Below are 18,236 nucleotides of genomic sequence, written 5' to 3'. Positions count from 1 at the left end.
AAATAGTGGATATACAATAAGTATAATTGTTGTTAGTTGATAAATATAATAAAATGTTCTTTATCTTCCTACTAGTGGTGCAAATCTTGCTGTTTCTTAAAGCTGTTGGACTAATAATAGCTATAGGATAAGAAAGTTAATTCTCAATTATCCTTTATTATTTCATGTTTTTATTACCAAAACTTACAACAAAATCAATGTATCAATAGCTACTGTTTTTGGGAAATGCATATTTAAGAGAATATGACACAATCGGCTTATGTAAGATTCTGATTATTTACACGTATAATTTACATATAGAGAAGGCAAATAACGAATTATATCGAAGATTATCACGCCGTTTAAATCGAAAAATGACAATCTATTTTCACAGCTTCTTTCTACTTATTCAACACAATAGACAAATGATATTCATTAAATTGCTAATTTCGTCAATAGAATTGCGTTTCTACTATTTTGCGCAAAGCCAAAAAACTAGCGAATTTTTTTCTCGCTAGTTTCATATATTCTACTTATCATCACATTTGAAATCTCACAAATCTTCCTTTTCTATAAACACTGATGTCATTCCTGCTCCTTGCGCTGCATTGACGACTTCTCCACTAGATACATTTTGCCCTCTATACATACTCCCACAAAGTTTGTTATCAAATATATAAAATCCCCAAGTCGATATGTATTTCTCTGATACACATCTGTTTTCAACAACTTTTAATTGAAATTCCTCGGCAGGATAAACTCGCTCTTGAAATATATATTTTGTCCTGTCTTCAATAATTTGACTTATAACTTCTTCCCAAGCATCTTCATCATATTCCCATCCTAGGTAAATACCATGACCTCCATACCCACTAACAGGCTTTAAAACTAATTTATCTCTATTTTTAATCAAATAATTTTTAATTCCTATTTCAACTAATCCCGTATAAGGTATGCATTTTTCAATTAATTTCACATCATCACTGCTTAATATTGATTGAACATTTTTATCGTACATCATTGCAAAAACAATTTTGTTTGAATAAATTTCTGTATGTAACCCGCTAACAATAATCAAATTATCATTTTTATATGCTTCATACATCGGCAATAGTGAACTGTAGTTACTCTTGACATCCTCATTCAAAAATACTCTATACACTAGATCTATTTTTTTATTATTAACAAATAGAAAATCATCCCTTAACTCTAAATCTTTTTGAGTTCCTATTACAACTGAAAAGCCCTTTTTTTCCAGATATGATTTCATGATTCCTAAGCTCCACACATAACCATCTATATACTCTTCACTGTCTACTATAGCAATAGTCTTAACTCCCATGTTTTTCGAGTTTTTATAAAGCATTTTTGCAAACTCTTCTAAAGGGTCAACAAAGTAAAAATCATTACTATTAAAGTAGTCTTTATATAGTGATAGTCTTAGCATATGTTCATTTACTTGAGCTATCTCCATGCCACCAACACTACTATCCACATTAAATTCTAATATTTTGAAATCTTTCTTTTCTTGATCTAACATTACATCACATCTAGACATTAAGTTAGTGTTATCTCCAAAAGTCTTTAAAAAAACATCTATCTCATCTTCATTAAATCCCATTTTCTTAAATAGACTTTTACCCTCAACTGAGAAGGTCTCATTGACTACTTTATAAATAATTCCTAATATCCTGACACTCACATTTCCTATTTCCTCATAAAAATCTTGGTGAATTATTCCTGGTATATTGAGAATAGGGACCCCCCCATTTATATCCAATATATTGTGATCATTCATATCTTTTTGAAATTCAGAAAAACCATTCATAGATAAAACATTGTATTTATTTTCATTTATAAAATCATTCATAGTAACCTTTCCCTCTCATTTCTTTTGAATATAAGTAATTTAATACTATGGTTTGTACTACCAAATAAAAATAAAAAGAAATCCACATTCCATATATTCCCATATTTAAAGTAAAACTCATAAAATAGCTTAGTGGAACAAAGAGGAACATACTCAATATTAAAGTAACAAATAAAAGTTCGTTGTTCTTTTCAAAGGCTCTTACACAGTCAGTTAATATCATCTGAATAGTGTCAAATATTAAAAATATTGATGACAACCACATTATATTAACTAGGATATTTATTATCGCAGAATCCGTTGTAAACACTGAAGCTATTAAATTCGAAAAGAAAATAAAAACAACAGAAACAGGCACATTAAATAGTAGTGAAACTTTTATAAAAATTCTTCTTAATTTCTTTAGTTGATCTCTTATATTTTGCTTTTGATTACTAATAATTTCTCCAACCTCTAGTGCAGAAATTATGCCAATTCCTATACCTGGAAGATAAGTTAGCGTTAAGAGATTTAATAGAATTTCTGTTGCAGCCAATTCTTTTTCCCCTATTTTTGCTGCAAACATAGTAAAAACAACTGATGTTAAAGTCAGTCCAATGTCTTGCAAACCTATTTTATAGCCTTCAAAATTCACTTTTTTTATTATTCTCATATTTACTTTCTTTCTGAAATCAGAAAATATAGTATATCCTTCCTTTTTTATAAAATAAGCTAGTATTATAATTTGGATTGCTTCTGATATTAAAAGACTGTAGGCCAAGCTATTCAACCCAAATTTCAGAATGTTTATACATACAAAATTCAACATAATATTAATTATATTACACAATATTGTAATATACATTGTTAATCTATTTTTTCCCAACCCTCTAAATAAAGAAACACCCACTCTAGATACTGAAATGAACAATATAGATACTATCCTGATTATAAAATAAGTTAAACCAATATTTACTAACTCTTGCGAAGCACCTAACAAATTAAGAATTTGTTTAGAAAATGTAATCAATATGATAATAATTGGTAAATTTATCATTGTTGCTACCAACAATGAATTTACTATTTCAGTTTCAGTCTTAAATTTATCATGCTTAGCTTTGACAACATTAAGTGACGTTTGAAAAGTAAACGAAATTAATATGATTAAAGCGTTCTGTATAAAAACATTACTTATACCAACTATCCCAATTTGTTGATAACCAAAACTACTAATAAAAATAAGATTTACCAATCCCATTATTACTGAAGATGATTGAGATAAAATAATTGGTATCGATTTTTTGAAAAGTTGCTTTGTAGACATCATTTTATCACCAACACTGGTTGCTCATACCCCCCAGAACCAACATTTATAATATCCGATTCTGATAATCTAGAAACTATCCCTGAATACTTCCCATTATACATAAAGAAATCTATACCGTATTTTTTTCTCGTTTCCACTATTTCTCCATTAATATTTTCTAAAACTACCGTATTAGGAATTTCACAATATTCTTGAACTATCCAATTTTTATTGTTGTTAGCTCTTAGAAGGTTTTCCCATTTTTCAATATTAATATTCCTTCCAATATATATGTTAGCTCCTCTAGTTTCATTATCAATTTTCAATACCAATTTATCTTTATTTTTTATTGAAAAATCAATTAAACCAACGTAACTACCTTCATGAAAAACATTTTCTGAGTCGGATAATTTCTTAGTCCATGGTATATGCTTTTCAATAATTTTTATTTGAATATCCGTTAAATATTTATTCTGGAAATAGCTATCTCTTAATAAGGCGAGAACAATCTTACTTTCAGTTATATACATTGCTGGGTAAGAATTTACAGACACAACATATCCATTTTTTGTAGCTGTAATAATTTCTGATAAAATATTTTCATTAAGCAATAATTGATCAACTTTGTAGTAAACAATATTTATTTCGTCTTCTTCGTAATATAATTTATCTCCATTTCCAATATATAAGTCTGTGACATCACATACACAGGAGTTATAGCCCATTTTTTTCGCAGCAGTACATAATTCTTTTAATTCATAAGAATAGAATCCTTCATAATTGGCAAAAGCTATTCCAATCTTTTTTGGGGCATAATCCGTTGCTTCATCAAATCTTTGTTTTAAAGCATTGATGAAACTCGAGGTTTCATCACATTCAAAAGGAACATATAATTTTTCTTTTAAATGTTTTTTTATAAATGGAAGTTGCACATAATTTTTCTTTATATCACCAAGTATTGACACTCCCCCTGGACAACAAGTATTACATTCAAAAACTTTAAATGATTCTCGTCCATACCAGACAACATCATACCTAGAAATTGTTATCTGTTTACCTGGTGTCGAGGATAGTATTAAACTTTTGTATTTATCATAATGTGAAAAATAACTTCTAACAAAATCATCTTCTTTATATGCTTTTAGTACTATTTCAAGACAATCACTCAATATTTCTGTTGCTTCTTTAAAATAATTGCTCTCTGATTCTTTTACAATCAACGGCTGCATCGAATATGGAAATTCTCTCCCTTCAAAAGAGACATTCATTTCCTTTATTGCATTTTGAATAATTTGATTATTATGAATAAATTCATCTGCTGTTAGTTTGATCATATGTCTAAACACTACCTTTCATCTATAACTTTTATTATTTTTTTTGTATTTTCTGATTTGTGAAATTTTATGGATTTTTCATTCTCAAATAAAAAATCTATTGATTCAATATAGTTATTCAGCAATTGACTTTCTAGCTTAGGATGATTTTCTTTTAAGAAGTTATTTAATCGCTCTTTTTCACTCTGGTAAGAAAAATCTGTATTTAGAATTGTCTCAATTTTAATTAGAACTTTATCCACATTATTTTCTTTGCTTATTACAGTTTGATGTCTTCCTGTATAGAAAGACTTATTTTCTATGAATCTATCTAATATATCCAAGTTAAAAATTTCTCCACCAATCTTAGGCTTACTTCCAACTCTTCCTAATACCTTAATGTACATTTTGTTATTTTCAAAAAACTTCAATCCGTAATCACCAGTTTTATACCTAACAACTGGTGATAATCTACGAGAAATATTCGTCACAACAATTTCTCCGCCTTTATCAATACCTTGCTCATTAAGCTTTAAAACCTCAATGAACAAATCATCATTATTAATACAATATACATTAGAATCTTTACTTCCATTATTATAACCAATAGTACCGAAATCCATTCCTTGAAAAGTAGAACCGAAGAATTTTACTCCAATCGAATCAGAAAGAAATAGCTTACTTGTGCTGGCAAGTGCTTCTCCTCCAGTAATGATTTTTTCAATTTCCAAAAAATATTTTTTTTGGTTAAGATAATTTACAAAAGTTAATAAATCTGTCGGCATAACTAATAGTGTGTTAATATTATGTTCTTTTATAGCATGGTAAATATAATCAAAATCATCATGTACACCAATAGGAAGAATAAAACATCCCGTTTTTTCTAAACCTAAGTAAACACTAAATTCTGAAGTCTTGGTTCCTGGTATTCCAAAAGTAGCAACCCTATCATCTCTGCCTATACCTGCCTTATTATAAGAAAGCCCATGAAAAGATATATTTCTATGGAACTCCTCAAAAGACACATGCACATTCTTGGGTTTACCTAAACTTCCTCCAGTTGAAAAAACATAAGAATTTTTTGGATTTGGTTGAGTTGTTAGTAAATTTTCTTGTGCTTCCAAAAACATCTTGGAATCAGAAAGTGGTAATTTGTAAAAATCATCAATATTTTTTATTTCATAGTTCAAATATTTTTCAGCATAATAAAGTGATTTGTTCTTAGCATAATTTGCTATCTCTAATATTTTTTCTTCCAAAAATCATTTCCTCGCTTCTAGTTTTTAAATAGCACTATGGAAAATAGCACTATCATTTTGTAACATTAACAATCCAACTATATAATAAGTTCCAATGATATGTCAAGCAAATATTCATCATATTCTAATCTGTTTTTCTTTTTTCTCGTTATTTTCAAATGAAAAAGCAGATGTCTGTTTGATCAATTTATTCAAATTCTTTGGCTATAAAATGAATAGTTTTACCACCATATGCAACGCTATTCTATAAATGTTGTCTACGATTATAGATACCAGTTATTGAACAGCACTTGGTTGATTCTTATGATGTAAGTTTTCGAGACTTCTTTTTAGCAATGACACTATGGCAAACAATGAAAGTCATAGTGTTTTTTATATCTCCATTTATCAAAAACCCTCTAATCTGGTGATATTATCCTCTCTTCATTAACCCCTAAAAGATCTGCTTGAACGCTTTGGAAAAAATTGTAAACGAGATAAGCTAGATCAAGCTATTCTTCACATTCCCTTTTACATACATCAATAAATTTATAGGTTGCAGGAGCATAATGTTCAGGGACTATAACCCAATTATTAACTAAACATAGCAACATAATTATTTTCTTTCGATAGTCTTCAACATCTTTGATTAATCCACATTCTAGTTCTCCTCCACCTGCAGAACTATCAATAACTTTCATCTTATTTAATTCATTTTTTATTACTTCTAACATTTATTTTTCTCTTTTCCTTCCCAAAAGCAGTCATTTATTTTCCTTTAATTTTATTGGATCAAGTATTCCCCACATAACAAGCGCAAACATACTACAAAAAAATAAACTAATCTCATTTCTATACTCTACACTAGACATTTTATATTTCATTAAAAGGTAATATACTATTAAGAAAAAAGTAGCTCTAATTATTTCTAGCAAAAATTCTAAAACTTTCAAAATATTATTTCCTTTTTCAAAAACTGTCGTCTTATTTTTCTTATGCTGTTAGATCCTTTAGCAAAATTCGATCCAAAGACCCTACCATAGCAACACAACAAGCAGCGCATTGAATTGCTTCAGTTGTAAATCTTGTATTCTTTACAGACCTGGACTAAAACCATATTCATTTGCTTCTTTACACATTTCACCAAAATCTTCACCGATAATCAATAACCAAAGTAACGGGCTATGATTTTGTTCTCCCCATTTTTTGCCCTGGCGTTTCCACCCGTTAATCACTTTTTCGATCTGTTCATTCATTTCTTTTCCTTCTTTCTTTTTTTGTCCCAAAAACCCTCATTTTTAATATATCCCCCTTATCCCTAACCGAACAAATCACTACTTTACAAAATCAACACAAAAAAAGCCAACCTCAATTATGAAGTTGACTTTTTCAATCTAATATCCAAACTTAATCTGCATCCCATTTGGATCTTGAATCGTGATTTGCTCATTTTCCTTCGCATATTCAACCGTTGATTCATCAAGTTCCTTGATAAAAAGCTCAAATGCTTTTTTAGACGGCAACTGGAATGTATACCATGCTAAGCCCAACTGATTCTCCCCAATTAAAGCCACGTGCTCACCATTCCATGTATTCGTCCCGATATGATGATGATACTCTCCTGCGGCAAAGAATTTAGCGCGTCTGCCAAAATTCGATTTCTAAGAAAAACCAAGTTGTTCATAAAACTTCTCCGTTTCCTCTAAATCTGCGACCTGTAAATGAACATGACCGATTCTTGATCCTGGCGCCATACCTAACCATTTGCCATCAGCAGCTCCGACGACAGCATCGCCATCCAGTTCTTCCGTCACGCCAATGATTTCTCCATCTGCCCGAATATCCCATTCGGTCATCGGTTTATCTCGATAGATTTCGATACCATTTCCTTCTGGATCGCTTAGATAAATTGCTTCGCTATAACCATGGTCAGCAGCGCCGATTTCAATATTATTTTGTAATAGCCATAATAAGCTATTGCCTAAATCTTTACGCGTTGGCAAGAGAAAAGCAGTATGATACAATCCTGTCGTTTTATCATTTACGATAGGATCGACAAGTTCTTCCAAAATCACGATTGCTTCAGAAGTTCCTTGTGCACCTAAGAAAGCTCTGTTGTCCTCTTTTTTCAGTAAAACGAGACCAATCATTTTCGTATAAAATTCTGTCATTTCATCCAGATTTTGTACGTTTAATTTCACTTGTTTTACAATCGTTTCTTTAGGTAATGTGACCACCATGCTTCTCTCCTCCAATTGCGCTAATTAGTTAAATTCTAGGAAACGTGCGCTATCTTCCATGTATTCTTTTTCGCCAGCTTCAGCTTCGATTGAACCGAAAACAAGTTGTGCTCTTAATTTCCATTGGCTTGGAATTGACCATTCTTTTGCAACGGCTTCATCGATTACTGGGTTGTAATGTTGTAAGTTTGCACCAATATTTTCTTGCGCTAATGCAGTCCAAACGTTTGCTTGAGTCAAACCGCTTGCTTGTTCTGACCATACTGGGAAGTTATCTGCGTATAGTTCAAATTGTTCTTGTAGGTTTTTAACGATATCCATATCTTCAAAGAAAAGTAATGTACCTGTTCCAGCTGCAAAGCTTTGTAATTTTGCTTGTGTATTTGGGAAAGCTTCTGCAGGTGTTAAAGGTTTCAAAGCTTCTTCTGTGATTGACCATAATTTTTTGTGTGCATCACCGAATAAGAAAACTACGCGTTGTGTTTGTGAGTTAAATGATGATGGGCTTTCTCTAACTACTTCTTTTACTAACGCTTTGATTTCTTCTTGTGATTGCGGAAGGTTATCTCCTAAAGCGTAGATTGAACGGCGTTTTTTTAATGCTTGAATAAATTCTGTCATGTGTATTGCTCCTTTTCAATTTCAATTAGTTTTAAGATTACTTTCACAGTATAACCTCTTACTAAAAGTAAGTAAAGAAATTTGACTTACTTTTTATAAGTTTTTTTTAGAACAAAAGGAAAAAGCTTAAGACAATAGACTTTATTGCCTCAAACTTTTCTTTTACTATCTAAAAATCAACAATGCTATAAATGTAATGATTGCTGGAATACCTTGTTTTATCAAAATCGATTTGGATGAAGTCAGCCCTCCATATCCTGCGGCAACTACCACACAGACGATGAAGAAGGTCACTACACTCCAACTATTCGCAGCAAAGAAAGCACCCCATAGAATTCCCGCTCCTAAAAAACCATTGTATAATCCTTGATTTTTAAATAATGTTTGCACTCTTGGATCTGCTAAAAATTCTTTATCTAAACCAAAAGCACGCTGCGCTGCAGGAGATGTCGTCTGAAACATCTCTAAATATAAAATATAAAAATGCTCAAGCGCCACAATCACAGCTAAAATGAGTGGAATAATATGCATGGATGTTTCCTCCTATTTCCAAGTTGTAATATCAGTTGCTGGTAAACGGTAAGAAGGATATCCCTCTTCATTGGCTTTTCCGATTGAAACGATCATGACTGGGTAGTAACGTTCTTTATCCATACCTAATGCTTCTGCAATTTTTTCACGCTCAAAACCACCAATAGGATTTGTATCATAACCATAGGCACGAGCAACTAGCATTAAATTCATCGCAGCTAAAGCGCCATCGATAATCGCTGTTTCTTTTTTGTCCTCTGTTGCCATTTGTTCAAATAATGGACTTAATACTTCTAATTGACGATCTTTCACTTCTTGGGGCATTAAGTTTTGTTCAACCGCTGTACTGTAAATTTTTTCAGCATATTCAAAGCTATTTAAATCGCCAAAAATCACGATCATTGCGGCTGATGTTTGATTTTGTAGTTTATTAAAACGGATAAGTGGCTCTAACGCTTCTTTACCTGCTTCACTTTCAACAACAGTAAAACGCCAAGGCTGCATATTTACAGAAGAAGGTGCTTTCACTGTATCGTTAATGATTTGCTCCATTTCTTCACGGCTGATTTTAACAGTAGGATCGTAGCTACGAATCGATCTTCTGCCTTTCATGATCGTATCGAAATTATTTTCTTTATATGTGTTTTCCATAATATCCCTCGTTTCCTTCTTTAGTTCGATTTCTTTCGAACGTTAAAAATATAGCACGCCCTCATCAATATGTAAAGAAGAACGATTGTGGTATACTTTGTTTATGAAAAATAAACGAACTCACAATAATGATCCTTTTCTTCAAGCACTGCAAGCTGCTAGTGATCCGATCCGCTTAAATATCCTTACTTGTTTACTGATTGATGGTGAAAAACGAATTACATCAGAAAAATACCATATTGTAAAATCAACCTTATCTCACCATATCAAATTGCTCAAAGAAGCGCAGCTGATTCAAGAGATCAAAACAGGAACAGCGAAACGCTATCTTTTAAATCAAGAATATATTGAACGTGAACTACCTGGATTTCTTGAATTGATCCGCTATAGAGCAGAGCAGGTAAAAAAATAAATCGACTCTGGGAAAAAGCAAAAATGATTTTTGTTTTTTGTCTCAGAGTCGATTTATTTGTTAGTCAGCTACTTTTATAACAATTTTCCCTACAGCATGATGAGTTTCACTTAAAGCATGGGCATCGTAGACACCTTGTCTAGAAAAAGGAAAGACTTCTCCGATGATTGAAGTCACTTTCTCTGAAGCCATTAAATCTGCAATTTCTTGTAATTGTTTTCCATTTGTTTGAAGCCAAATGCCTTCAGCTTTGATATTCTTTTCTTTGGCTAGATTTTCGTCTTCGATCCCGACAATTGAAATCAATCGTCCGGTGTCTGATTTCAACACAGAAAAACTGTTTTTTTGAACCTCTCCGCCCATTGTATCAAAGACTAAATCGATGTCAGATAAGACTTCAGTAAAATCAGTGGTATGATAATCGATCACTTCATCTGCTCCGAGTTTTTTTAACAGTTCATGATTTTTTTCACTTGCTGTTGTAATAACGTAAGCACCTGCTTCTTTAGCAAATTGAATCGCGTAAGTTCCAACGCCGCCAGCACCTGCATGAATCAGTACTTTTTCACCTTTTTTTAGACTTCCATGATCAAATAATGCCTGCCAAGCAGTCAAGCCTGCTAAAGGGACAGCAGCTGCCTCTTCAAAGCTGACATTCTCAGGTATTTTTGCTAGTAAATAATCATCTACGATCGTTTCTTCCGCATAGGTTCCAAAGCGAGTGGTTTCAGGACGAGCAAACACTTTATCTCCGACCTTCCAGTCTTTTACAGAACTACCCATTGCTGTAATAACACCTGCAACGTCCCAACCCAAAATAATCGGAAATGGCCAGTCAAACATTTGTTTTAAATAGCCTTCTCTCAGTTTCCAGTCAATCGGATTGATTGATGTCGCGTATTCTTTTACCAAGACCTGATGCTCTTTTAATTCAGGTAATGTTATTTCTTGTTCTTCTAATACTTCTTTACTACCGTATTGATTGATTACTACTGCTTTCATTTTTCATCCTCCATTTATCAACAATATGTAAGTAGAGTATACTCCTTTTCATTCATTTTAGGTAAATGATATGCTTACTAAAAGGAAGTTAATAAAAAATTCTCGAATTAAGCTACCTATTAATTTCGCTTTGTGCTCTGAATCCCAATTAAACGATTATAGAAAAAACAACTCTTTCAGAAATAGTAAAAAAGTACGAAACAAACCGAAAAATCAAGTTTGTTTCATACTCTAAAACGTAATAAACAATGGTCAAAAGCCAGGTTCTTCGGCAAATCCGCAAAAACCGAGCAATACAAAAAGCATATTGTTCGATTTTTACTCCAGTTGCTCGAACCTGACCGACTTTTGGCTCGCCCTCTTTGTCTATCTATTCATAACGCAGAGATTCAATTGGATCTAATTTTGCGGCTCTACGTGCTGGTAATGTACCTGCTAGGAATGCAATCCCCATGATTACTAAGATGATCACCCCAGAGGACATTGGTGAGAACTGAATCAAGGTAAACCCAGTTAGTGACTTCAAGAAAGAGTCAGCCGCGATTTGATTGATCAATCCACCTACACCGACCGCTCCTAAAATACCTAATAATGAACCTAAAAAGCCAATCAGTGCTGCTTCTACACTAAAAATCGTAAAGACTTTTCCGCTGCCAAGTCCCATTGCTTTCATTAACCCAATTTCTCTTGTCCGTTCTTGAACAGACATATACAAGGTATTGATGATCCCAAAGCTTGCTGCTAACAATGCGATGGCACCGAACATAGTTAAAACACCTGTAATGGCATTGATGACATTTCTGATCATACCAATTTGGTCTTCAATCGTTTGACCTGCATAGCCTGCTTTATCTAAACGTTCTTTGATCTTCGTAATGTCATCCGCCGTTACGTCTTTTTTCATTTCTCCGATCATAGCACCGTATTGACCAGTCATTGCTTTTGGTAAGCCATCTTCATTGATTTTTGTAATTTCATCCACAAGAGCATTATTTACTAGAGACATCCCACCCTGGATAAGACTTGTATTACGGACACCGACGATTTTAGCTTCGATTATTTTTTCTTCTTTTGTAGCTGAAGAAGACACGGCAATTTTCATCACTTTGCCTACTGCATCTTTGTTAGACTTAAAGCCTAAAGATTTTACATATTCCGGAGCCAAATTCACTTCAAAATCTGAAGTCTTTTGATTTAATTCTTTTCCTGCTTCTAAATCAATATTTAGCGTGTCCATTGTTTCTGATGCTGGAAATACATATTTTTCATTGTTTGCACCTGAAACGTAATCGATTGTAAATGACTTCATTGGAACCACATTTTTGATTCCTTTAATCTTTTTGACTTTTTCAACATCTTTGCTGTCTAAAGCTTCATATTGCTGCATTGTGCTGGTTTTCTTTTCGGCATCATATTTTTGTGGTTCGCCATCTTCACCAAAACTGCCACTGACTTTAGGCTGAATGATTATTTGGTTTTCGCCGCCTACACTACCAACTTGTTTATCAATATAATCATTGACACCAATATTTACACCTGTCGTCAATGAAATCGTAAATGCGCCAATAAAGATAGCGACAATGGTTAAAATCGTCCGACCTTTGTTACGCAGTAAATTTGAACTAGCTGACTTTAAAATATCACTGAATTTCATCTACTCATCCCCTCCTACAATCAAACCATCGCGGACATGAATCTGACGATCACAGCGTGCCGCAAGTTCTGGATCATGCGTAACGATGATCAGCGTGATCCCCTTTTCTTTATTTAAATTAAATAATAGCTGTTCGATCTTATCTCCTGTTGCTGAATCCAGATTTCCAGTGGGTTCATCTGCAAAAATAATTTTAGGATTATTAACTAACGCTCGAGCAATACACACTCGCTGTTTTTGTCCTCCTGATAAGTTGTTCGCTTTGTTATTGACTTTATCATCCAGTTCAACAGCTTTCAGCGCATCAAGGGCCATCTTTTTGCGCTTTCCGCTAGAAACACCACCAATCTTTAGCGGCAGCATTACATTGTTTAGCACCGTATCTTTCGGATTCATAAAGAATTGCTGAAACACAAACCCAAACTGCTCGTTCCTTGTTTGGTCTAATTGTTTTTTACTGATACTCGTAACTGTTTGATTATTTAATAGGATCTCTCCAGAAGATGGCTTATCTAATAATGCTAAAATATGCATAAATGTTGATTTCCCTGATCCACTTTTTCCAATAATCGCAACAGATTCTCCTTCTTCGACAGTTAAGTCCACACCTTTTAAGGCATCAAACCTTGATTCGTTTCGTCCATAGCTTTTCTTTATATTTCTTGCTTCAATTACAGACATGTTATCCCTCCATTTTTATCCGCTTGCTACTTACTTTAATAAATAGTGATTTTTCAAGCATTCTCCTTTTATACCTACAACCTCCTACTACTCTTACTATTTTGAATGAAGTTGTATTTCTTGTCATGGTACCTTAGCCCTATAAAAAAAGAGACTTTAGATGGAGATTGAAAAACAACGCCACTTAAACGATCTGTTTAAGTGGCGTTGTTTAGGTTTTCATTTAATAACACATTTCACTTTTGAAACAAGGTCAATAATTCAAGAGAACGCTTTGCAGCATTCTCTAAATTTTGTTTTCCTGATTTGATTGCCTCATCTAATGTCGTTATCCGGTCAATGATCGGTACAATCACAGACAGGCCTTCTTCTTGAAATAATTGTGGTTCTCCTTCAAAACTGCCAACAAATGCAAGGACCGGTACATCACGCTTTTTCGCGATTCGAGCAATTCCCACAGGTACTTTTCCCTGTAGACTTTGGTTATCCATTTTCCCTTCACCAGTGATCACTAAATCTGCCTGACTGATCTTTTTTTCAAGCTGAGCCTGTTCTGCAATAAAAGTCAAACCGGAATGAGTCGTTCCATTCAAAAAAGTTCTAAGGGCAAAACCGATACCACCTGCAGCCCCATCTCCCGCAACGGATTCTCGTTTGCCAGTAACTATTTTTTGATAATGCTTTAAACTGTTTTCATATCTTTCTATCTGATGTTCAGCTAAGCCTTTTTGACGTCCAAACATTTGGACTGCGCCTTTATTTCCTAGCAAAGGACTTGTGACATCAGAGGCAATATAAAAATGGATGTTCGTCATTTCAACCGCGAGCTTCTCTTTTGAAATCCGTGCAATTTTTTCTAAACTTTCTCCTTTGACAGGTAATAACCGATTGTCTTTATCAAAAAATTCAACTCCTAAGGCATGTAACAATCCTATGCCGCCATCAATGGTTCCAGTGCCGCCTAAACCAACGACGATGGTTTTAGCCCCCATTTTGGCAGCAGCTAAAATCATTTGTCCGATTCCATAAGAAGATGTGTGTAAGGGATGCGTCTTTTCTGTTTGGTCTAAATAGTGGATACCAGAAGCTGCTGCTGACTCGATAACCGCCATTTTTTCTGCTGGAAACCAGCCAATGTCAGCCGAGACTATTTCGCCATTCAAAGCTTCGACAGATACAGTTATTTTTTGTCCGTTGTTATTCTTTAATGCGGCAGCTACTGTTCCCTCACCACCGTCAGCGATCGCGATTTCTTTTACAGTGTGCCCGCTGTCTGTAAATACACGTGCTACGATTTGATTAGCTTCTATGCTGGTCATAGATCCTTTCATTGAATCGATCGCAGTTACAATGTTCATTCAACTACTCCCTTCTTATGCCCATTCTCTCCGTCATATTGATTTAGTCACTTTTCTTTGCTTCAAGCATTCGATAGCCAATTCCTATCTCTGTCAAAATATACTCTGGCTCTACGGGATTATCTTCGATTTTTTTGCGGATATTCGACATGTTGACTCTTAACGTTTGACTCTCATTGCTATAAGGTCCCCAAACTTTTTGAGAGAGATATGTATGAGTCAGCACCTTGCCTACATTTTCACCTAATACTTGAATGATCTTATATTCATTCGGAGTCAGATGGATCACTTGACCTCGTTTGGTCACTCGGTGATGTTCAATATCGATACACAAATCCCCGTTGATGATTTGTTTGAGTTCCTCGTTCGTTGAGCGATTTGCCGCATGGCGTAAAGCTGTTCTGATTCTTGCCAGTAGTTCGGGTGTGCCAAATGGCTTCGTGATATAATCGTCAGCACCGAAATCTAATGCTTTTACTTTGTTGTCCTCATGGTCTCGAGCAGAAATAATGATGATTGGGATCGAAGATACTGCTCGAATATTTTTCAATACTTCCATACCATCTTGATCGGGCAAGCCTAAGTCTAATAAAATCAACTCTAGCGGCCACATACGATACATTGATAATCCCTCTAAAGCTGAGTGGGCTAAATGAACTGTATGTTTTTCTTTTTCCAAAACAGCGCCCATAAATTCTGCGATTACATCATCATCTTCAATAATTAGAATCGTTGCCATTAGATCTGCTCCTTTCTTTCCAGCGGCAGTGTAAAGCTAAAGAAGGCTCCGCCTTGTGGTCTGTTCCCTGCATTTAGTATACCATCATGAGCAAGAATAATCGTTTTTACAATCGACAAACCGATCCCCAGACCATTCTTAGAATCGACTGGTGCACTTTGTTTATTCATTCCGCTGAACACGCCTTTGATTTGCTCTGTCGTCAGTCCCTGCCCTTGATCCTCAACGTCAAATGTAATTGTTCTGTCAGTGAGAGAAACCGTTACAAATATCGCCGACTGACTATTAGAATGACGAATCGCGTTTTCCATCAAATTAAATAATACCTGCTCGATTAAGATAGAATCCATTGGTACCAATACAAATTCCTCTGGCAAGCTTACGTTGATTTCGCTTGTTGGATAGCTTTTTCTTATACGCTGAATGGCAGAAGCTACTACTTCTTCTGCTGCTTCCTTACTTTTTGCTACTTTCATCGTTTCTTCATTGATTCGTGTGATCGATAATAAATTTTCCACCATACGGATCAGCCAGTCTGCATCCTCTTTGATCCCTGTCAGTAATTTTCGTTTTGTTTCCGGCGACAATCCTGCCGTTTGTTCTTCTGCCAAAATCGTCTCTACTGAACCGGAGATTCCTGTAAGTGGTGTGCGCAGGTCATGTGAGATCGCTCGCAGTAAATTTCCCCGCATCCGTTCTTTTTCACTTTCAAATAAAATCTGCTGCCGTTCTGAGGTCAATATATTTTGTTCGACTGCAAGAGCAAGCTGTGTGGAAATCAATTCTAAAAAGCTAATGATTTCATCTGTGATTGGATTTTCTTTGCTTTTTTCAATACCTATCACGGCTAACGTGACCCCGTTTGACAATACAGGTAAATAGAGCGCCTTGGCTCCCATCAAGGTATCTGTGCCATACCCTGCTTGCTTTTGATTAACAAAGACCCAATTAGCCACAGCCAGTTCTTCCAAGCTTCTTAAAGGTCCCTTGATCGGTGCACCACTTGGATCTTTTAATTCTTGCTCATCATATAAAACCACTTCTCGATCCAGCATATTTGATAAATATTCTGCTGTCGTCGCCAAAATTTCTTTCTGATCATGGGTGACTAGGTATTTTTTATTCAGCTCATATAAAATTTCTAACTGATGTTCACGTTTCATCGCGTAAAAGGCCTGCTTTTTGATCTGCATCATTAAATTACTGACCAATAAAGCCACCAATAGCATGAAAATAAGCGTTAAAGGATAGCCCTGTTTATAAACGGTCAACGAATAAAGCGGCTCTACAAAAAACCAATTAAACATCAAAACACTGGCGATCGACGATAATGCTGTCCAGAGATAGCCTGTTGTCACTCTTGCTACAAGTAAAACAAACAAGATATATATCAAGATTAGGTTTTGATCACCAATATGAAAATAGGAGCCTAGCTCTGATAACAGTGTTGCTAATCCTAATAAACCTAAGGTTATATAAAAATCTTTCCAAGTAAAGGTCGTAGTAAAGCTCTTTTTCTTTACAGCATATTTATTCAACAAATATTTGTTGGTTTGATAAGGTACTAAATGGATATCTACATCAGGAATAAATGAGACCAGCTCATCTTCTAAATCTGGACGATACAGACGAATGAATCGAGAACGATTGATCACTTTTCCCATGACCAAGTCAGTTACTCCGCGCATCTTTACGTACTGAATAATCGTGTCACGCTGATTATCACTTTCTAACGTGACAACCTCGCCGCCAAGTTTAGTTGCCAGCTTTGAATTTTCCGACTCTGCATGCTCGGACATATCTTCTAAAATTTCTAATGCGATCCATTCTGTCCCTAGTGCTTGAGCTAACCTTGCCGTCCAACGTAAACATTTTTTTGTCATATCCGGATTTTTTTCGTCAATAACTGTCAGTAATTTGGAATGGATTCCAGTGCTTTTTTGAGTTTCCTGCTGGTTACTGGTATTAATATGATCCGATGCTTTACGAATCGCCAAACCGCGCAATAACGTTAGATTGTCCGTCGTAAAGAAATTAGACATGGCCTTTTTAGCATTTTCTGAATGATAGATTTTTCCTTGCTTTAGACGTTCTAATAATTCTTCCGTCTCAATATCAACTACTTTTAAGGCACTGGTTTCAAAAAAAGTATCTGGAACAGTCTCAGAGATATGCACACCTGTTAATTGTTCTACTACATCGTTCAAACTTTCTATATGCTGGACATTGACGGTTGTATACACATCGATGCCTGCCTTTAATAGCTCTTCGATATCTTGATAGCGTTTCTTATTTCGAGCACCTACAGCATTCGTATGGGCTAATTCGTCGACTAAAATCAAATCGGGCATTTCTTTTAAAGCAGCATCGACATCAAACTCCTGGATCGTTATTCCTTTGTAGGTATATTTCTTTGTCGGCATGACTGGTAGACCTGCTACCAAGGCTTCGGTTTCCGGTCTTGCATGAGGTTCTACATACCCAACTACCACGTTTTTCCCTTCTGCCTGCTGCTCATGTGCTTCTTTCAGCATTGCATAAGTTTTCCCTACCCCAGCTGCATAACCGAAGAAAACCTTCAGTCGTCCAGACCTCAGGCTTTGTTCGTTTTTCTTCCATTTTTCTAATAAGTATTCTGGATCCAACCGTTCCTCATTCACGT

Annotated in this window: 16 protein-coding genes and 1 pseudogene; 1 reads left to right on the top strand and 16 read right to left on the bottom strand. The window is 34.7% G+C overall.

Going from position 1 to position 18,236, the window contains the following annotated elements; genetic code table 11:
- Nucleotides 1-532 precede the first annotated feature (532 nt).
- From BCR25_RS16940 to BCR25_RS16890, 10 genes and pseudogenes are all read right to left on the bottom strand, one after another.
- On the bottom strand, nt 533-1,849 hold the full coding sequence (locus BCR25_RS16940; protein ID WP_069664792.1) for a circularly permuted type 2 ATP-grasp protein: 1,317 nt from the start codon (nt 1,847-1,849) through the stop codon (nt 533-535).
- Nucleotides 1,842-3,152: an MATE family efflux transporter gene (locus tag BCR25_RS16935; protein ID WP_069664791.1), complete on the bottom strand. Its 1,311-nt coding sequence runs from the start codon at nt 3,150-3,152 to the stop codon at nt 1,842-1,844. The genes BCR25_RS16940 and BCR25_RS16935 overlap by 8 nt, the downstream gene beginning before the upstream one ends.
- On the bottom strand, nt 3,152-4,468 hold the full coding sequence (locus BCR25_RS16930; RefSeq protein WP_069664790.1) for a glutathionylspermidine synthase family protein: 1,317 nt from the start codon (nt 4,466-4,468) through the stop codon (nt 3,152-3,154). Before BCR25_RS16930 ends, BCR25_RS16935 begins: the two co-directional genes overlap by 1 nt.
- Nucleotides 4,469-4,479: 11 nt before the next feature.
- Nucleotides 4,480-5,706, bottom strand: a complete 1,227-nt coding sequence (locus tag BCR25_RS16925) for an AMP-binding protein (protein ID WP_069664789.1) — start codon at nt 5,704-5,706, stop codon at nt 4,480-4,482.
- Between the two features lie 491 nt (nt 5,707-6,197).
- Nucleotides 6,198-6,419 (bottom strand): hypothetical protein, encoded by a 222-nt coding sequence (locus BCR25_RS16920; protein ID WP_069664788.1) that lies wholly within the window; start codon nt 6,417-6,419, stop codon nt 6,198-6,200.
- A 360-nt stretch (nt 6,420-6,779) separates the two neighbouring features.
- Entirely contained in the window at nt 6,780-6,941 is a 162-nt protein-coding gene (locus BCR25_RS20495) for a hypothetical protein (protein ID WP_169819035.1), read from the bottom strand.
- Between the two features lie 138 nt (nt 6,942-7,079).
- Nucleotides 7,080-7,925 (bottom strand): annotated as a pseudogene (locus BCR25_RS16905) (VOC family protein).
- A gap of 24 nt (nt 7,926-7,949) precedes the next feature.
- Complete coding sequence (locus BCR25_RS16900) at nt 7,950-8,546, bottom strand: nitroreductase family protein (protein ID WP_069664786.1); 597 nt, start codon at nt 8,544-8,546, stop codon at nt 7,950-7,952.
- A gap of 165 nt (nt 8,547-8,711) precedes the next feature.
- Nucleotides 8,712-9,077: a DUF1304 domain-containing protein gene (locus tag BCR25_RS16895; protein ID WP_069664785.1), complete on the bottom strand. Its 366-nt coding sequence runs from the start codon at nt 9,075-9,077 to the stop codon at nt 8,712-8,714.
- A 12-nt stretch (nt 9,078-9,089) separates the two neighbouring features.
- Nucleotides 9,090-9,728: a nitroreductase family protein gene (locus BCR25_RS16890; RefSeq protein WP_069664784.1), complete on the bottom strand. Its 639-nt coding sequence runs from the start codon at nt 9,726-9,728 to the stop codon at nt 9,090-9,092.
- Between the two features lie 103 nt (nt 9,729-9,831).
- Between BCR25_RS16890 and BCR25_RS16885 the strand changes: the two genes are divergently transcribed.
- Nucleotides 9,832-10,140: an ArsR/SmtB family transcription factor gene (locus BCR25_RS16885; RefSeq protein WP_069664783.1), complete on the top strand. Its 309-nt coding sequence runs from the start codon at nt 9,832-9,834 to the stop codon at nt 10,138-10,140.
- Nucleotides 10,141-10,200: 60 nt separating this feature from the next.
- On the opposite strand, the gene BCR25_RS16880 is transcribed toward BCR25_RS16885, so the two are convergent.
- From BCR25_RS16880 to BCR25_RS16855, 6 genes are all read right to left on the bottom strand, one after another.
- Nucleotides 10,201-11,142 carry an NADP-dependent oxidoreductase gene (locus tag BCR25_RS16880; RefSeq protein ID WP_069664782.1) on the bottom strand — a complete coding sequence of 314 codons (942 nt, stop codon included), beginning with the start codon at nt 11,140-11,142 and terminating at the stop codon, nt 10,201-10,203.
- Between the two features lie 370 nt (nt 11,143-11,512).
- The gene (locus BCR25_RS16875) at nt 11,513-12,796 is read right to left on the bottom strand and encodes an ABC transporter permease (RefSeq protein ID WP_069664781.1); all 1,284 of its coding nucleotides are present in this window, start codon (nt 12,794-12,796) and stop codon (nt 11,513-11,515) included.
- Complete coding sequence (locus tag BCR25_RS16870; RefSeq protein WP_069664780.1) at nt 12,797-13,477, bottom strand: ABC transporter ATP-binding protein; 681 nt, start codon at nt 13,475-13,477, stop codon at nt 12,797-12,799.
- Between the two features lie 236 nt (nt 13,478-13,713).
- Nucleotides 13,714-14,835: a glycerate kinase gene (locus BCR25_RS16865; protein WP_069664779.1), complete on the bottom strand. Its 1,122-nt coding sequence runs from the start codon at nt 14,833-14,835 to the stop codon at nt 13,714-13,716.
- 43 nt (nt 14,836-14,878) lie between these two features.
- Nucleotides 14,879-15,574, bottom strand: a complete 696-nt coding sequence (locus BCR25_RS16860; protein WP_069664778.1) for a response regulator — start codon at nt 15,572-15,574, stop codon at nt 14,879-14,881.
- The gene (locus tag BCR25_RS16855; protein WP_069664777.1) at nt 15,574-18,234 is read right to left on the bottom strand and encodes a sensor histidine kinase; all 2,661 of its coding nucleotides are present in this window, start codon (nt 18,232-18,234) and stop codon (nt 15,574-15,576) included. The genes BCR25_RS16860 and BCR25_RS16855 overlap by 1 nt, the downstream gene beginning before the upstream one ends.
- Between the last annotated feature and the right edge of the window lie 2 nt (nt 18,235-18,236).

The sequence above is a fragment of the Enterococcus termitis genome, assembly GCF_001730305.1.
In the GTDB taxonomy this organism is placed as follows: Bacteria; Bacillota; Bacilli; order Lactobacillales; family Enterococcaceae; genus Enterococcus_L; species Enterococcus_L termitis.
The sequence above is the reverse complement of the archived record's forward strand: the minus strand, read 5'-3'. Positions and strand labels throughout refer to the sequence as shown.

What these genes read in the sequence shown, in the direction of transcription:
- BCR25_RS16940 (WP_069664792.1), bottom strand. Translation starts at nt 1,849, where the DNA reads ATGAATGATTTTATAAATGAAAATAAATACAATGTTTTATCTATGAAT.
- BCR25_RS16935 (WP_069664791.1), bottom strand. Translation starts at nt 3,152, where the DNA reads ATGTCTACAAAGCAACTTTTCAAAAAATCGATACCAATTATTTTATCT.
- BCR25_RS16930 (WP_069664790.1), bottom strand. Translation starts at nt 4,468, where the DNA reads ATGATCAAACTAACAGCAGATGAATTTATTCATAATAATCAAATTATT.
- BCR25_RS16920 (WP_069664788.1), bottom strand. Translation starts at nt 6,419, where the DNA reads ATGTTAGAAGTAATAAAAAATGAATTAAATAAGATGAAAGTTATTGAT.
- BCR25_RS20495 (WP_169819035.1), bottom strand. Translation starts at nt 6,941, where the DNA reads ATGAATGAACAGATCGAAAAAGTGATTAACGGGTGGAAACGCCAGGGC.
- BCR25_RS16900 (WP_069664786.1), bottom strand. Translation starts at nt 8,546, where the DNA reads ATGACAGAATTTATTCAAGCATTAAAAAAACGCCGTTCAATCTACGCT.
- BCR25_RS16895 (WP_069664785.1), bottom strand. Translation starts at nt 9,077, where the DNA reads ATGCATATTATTCCACTCATTTTAGCTGTGATTGTGGCGCTTGAGCAT.
- BCR25_RS16890 (WP_069664784.1), bottom strand. Translation starts at nt 9,728, where the DNA reads ATGGAAAACACATATAAAGAAAATAATTTCGATACGATCATGAAAGGC.
- BCR25_RS16885 (WP_069664783.1), top strand. Translation starts at nt 9,832, where the DNA reads ATGAAAAATAAACGAACTCACAATAATGATCCTTTTCTTCAAGCACTG.
- BCR25_RS16880 (WP_069664782.1), bottom strand. Translation starts at nt 11,142, where the DNA reads ATGAAAGCAGTAGTAATCAATCAATACGGTAGTAAAGAAGTATTAGAA.
- BCR25_RS16875 (WP_069664781.1), bottom strand. Translation starts at nt 12,796, where the DNA reads ATGAAATTCAGTGATATTTTAAAGTCAGCTAGTTCAAATTTACTGCGT.
- BCR25_RS16870 (WP_069664780.1), bottom strand. Translation starts at nt 13,477, where the DNA reads ATGTCTGTAATTGAAGCAAGAAATATAAAGAAAAGCTATGGACGAAAC.
- BCR25_RS16865 (WP_069664779.1), bottom strand. Translation starts at nt 14,835, where the DNA reads ATGAACATTGTAACTGCGATCGATTCAATGAAAGGATCTATGACCAGC.
- BCR25_RS16860 (WP_069664778.1), bottom strand. Translation starts at nt 15,574, where the DNA reads ATGGCAACGATTCTAATTATTGAAGATGATGATGTAATCGCAGAATTT.